The 3,000-nt window shown below is 66.9% G+C and carries 1 protein-coding gene; it reads left to right on the top strand.

What is annotated here, in order from left to right; all coding sequences use genetic code 11:
• A partial coding sequence (locus AZG88_RS27645; protein WP_231914225.1) for a condensation domain-containing protein occupies window positions 1-3,000 on the top strand: 3,000 nt, incomplete at both ends.

Here is a 3,000-nt window from a genome sequence, read left to right as displayed (position 1 = left end):
CTCGGCGTCGACCGCGTCGGGGTCGACGAGTCGTTCTTCGCTCTCGGTGGCGACAGCATCGTCGCGATTCAGTTGGTGTCGCGCGCGAAAGCCCGGGGCGTGGTGTTCTCCTCACGCGATGTATTCGAGCGCAGGACTGTCGGCGGCTTGGCTGAAGTCGCGCAACGTCCCGAGAACTCCGGACTGCCGGTGGTGCTCGAGGAGTTGCCGGGCGGCGGCATCGGGTGGATGCCGCTGACCCCGGTCGCGGCGGCGCTGATCGAGCGGGGTGGCGGCTTCGGTCGATTCTCGCAACACATGTGGGTGGAGTTGCCGCCCGGAATTGAGCGCGGCGGGTTGGTGGCAACGGTCGAGGCCGTGCTCGAGCACCACGACATTTTCCGCTCGCGACTTGTCGACGACGAACGCGGGTGGGGTCTGGAAGTCGGTGGGTCGGATGCCATCGACGTGGACGGCCTTGTTCGTCGGGTGGAAGTCACCGCCGATCTCGACGAGGAAGCCGCGGCGGCGTTGGCGTCGGCGCAAGTGGATGCGGCGTTGGGGCGGTTGGCGCCGACGACGGGCGTGATGGTGCAGTTCGTGTGGCTCGATTTCCGGTCGGAATGCAGCACCGCGCAGCGGCCGGGCCGGCTGCTGATCGTCGCGCACCACCTGGTGATCGACGGGGTGTCGTGGCGGATAATCCTGCCCGACTTGGCCTCCGCGTGGGCGCAGGTGTCCGCTGGGCACACTCCGGTGTTGGATCCCGCCGGAACGTCGATGCGTCGGTGGGCGCACGCGTTGGTCGAGGAGTCGTCGGCCCCGGCGCGGCTGGCGGAGTTGCCGATGTGGCAGGCGCTGCTGCAAGCCCCCGACCCGGTAGTGGGCCTCCGCCCGTTCAACGCGGCTATCGATGTGGGATCCACCCTCGACCGGGTCGAGGTGAGCGTACCGGCACCGGTGACGGCATCACTACTGACGACCTTGCCGACACTGTTCCACGGCGGCGTCGAGGACGGACTGTTGGCGGCATTGGCATTAGCCGTCTGCCGGTGGCGGCGCGCGCGACAGGTCTCCGAATCCTCGACGCTGATCCAACTCGAGGGACACGGCCGTCAGGAGCAGATTGCCGCGGGAGCGGATCTGTCTCGGACGGTGGGATGGTTCACCACAGTGTTTCCGGTGCGTCTGGATATCGGGGCCGCCGACCTCGACGAGGCCTTCGCCGGTGGCGCCGCGGCCGGTGTGGTGGTCAAGTCGATCAAGGAGCAGCTGAGGTCGATACCGGACAGGGGAATCGGCTACGGGCTGCTGCGCTACCTGAATCGGGACACAGCCGAGCAGTTGCGGTCACTGCCGGTCGGCCAGATCAGCTTCAACTACCTCGGCCGGGTGTCTGGCAGGGGTGTACCGAACGAGAGGCCGGGGGCGGAGTGGGCACCGTGCGGCCATCTCGGCGACATCGCCGCTCCGGGAGATGCCGACATGCCGGCGAACGGCGTCGTCGACATCAACGCGATCGTCACCGACGGCAGCGAGGGTCCGGTGCTGGGCGCCACGTTCACGTTCCCGACGGGTGCAATCGGGCGGACCGATGTGCAGGACTTGGCGGAGAAATGGTGTGCTGCGCTCGCCGCCCTCGCTACCCATGCGCAGACCCCCGACGCCGGCGGGCTGACACCGTCGGATCTACCGTTGGTCACCGCACGCCAATCGGACATCGACCGCTGGGAAGCGACGTATCCGGCGGTCACGGACGTGTGGCCCCTGACGCCGCTGCAGTCGGGTCTGCTGTTCCACGCCCTGTTGGCCGCGTCGTCGGTCGACGTGTACTCGATGCAGGTCGTGTTCACCCTCACCGGCCGGGTGGACGCCACCCGGTTGCATACGGCGGCACAGGCGGTACTGAATCGGCACCCGAATCTGCGGGTGGCGTTCGTCGAAGGAGCCGACGGCATACCCGTGCAGCTGGTCCTCGACAAGGTGCCGGTGCCATGGTCCGAGGTCGATCTACGGAACGTCGACGACACCACTCACCCGGACGCGTTGACGCGACTGCTGGCCGACGATCAGGCCACGCACTTCGACATGACCGCACCACCGTTGATCCGGTTCACACTGGTCACGGTAGCCGAGGACCGGTACGAGCTGGTCGTCGCCAACCACCACATCCTGCTCGACGGCTGGTCCATGCCACTGCTGATGACGGACATGCTCGCACTCTATGCCGCCGGCGACCAGGCGACGGCGGTGCCTCCCGCCCGTCCATATCGCAGCTATCTGGAATGGCGCGCCGAACAGGACGAGGCGACGTCGCGGCAGGTCTGGGCGACGGCGCTCGAGGGTGTCGAGGGCCCGACCCTGCTCGCCCCGGCCGACCCGGGCCGAGAGATCTCCTCGCGGGCAGGTGAAGCACCCGCCGACCTCGGCGAGCACAGGACACGTGCCCTGTCCGAGTTGGCCGCCCGACTCGATGTCACCGTCAACACAGTCATCCAGGCGGCCTGGGGAATCCTGATGATGCGGATGACCGGCCGCGACGACACAGTCTTCGGCAGCACCGTGTCAGGACGACCACCCCAGCTCGCAGGCGTGGAATCGATGATCGGACTGTTCATCAACACGGTGCCGGTCAGGGTGCGAGCGGACCCGGACGAGTCGATCACCCAACTACTGACACGGATGCACCGTGAACAGGCCGACCTGCTCGACCACCTCTATCTCGGGCTCACCGACATTCAGCAAGCCGCCGGGACAACCGACGCCCTCTTCGACACGCTGACGGTGTTCGAGTCGTATCCCGTCGAGCAGGCCACACTTACCGAACAGGCCGACGCACTCGACGGCATGACCCTCGCCGGCGTCAGAGCCAACGACAACACCCACTACCCCCTCGCCCTGAAAATCACCGACGACACCCACATCCGACTAACCCTGACATACCTCCACGACCTGTTCGACGAAACATACGTCCAGGCCCTGCTCAACCGATACCTACGTGTCCTCGAAGCCATCATCGCC

The sequence above is a fragment of the Rhodococcus sp. LB1 genome (assembly GCF_001583455.1).
GTDB classification, from domain to species: domain Bacteria; phylum Actinomycetota; class Actinomycetes; order Mycobacteriales; family Mycobacteriaceae; genus Rhodococcus_F; species Rhodococcus_F opacus.
Note: the sequence above shows the minus strand (reverse complement) of the source record. Positions and strands in the feature narration are given on the sequence as shown.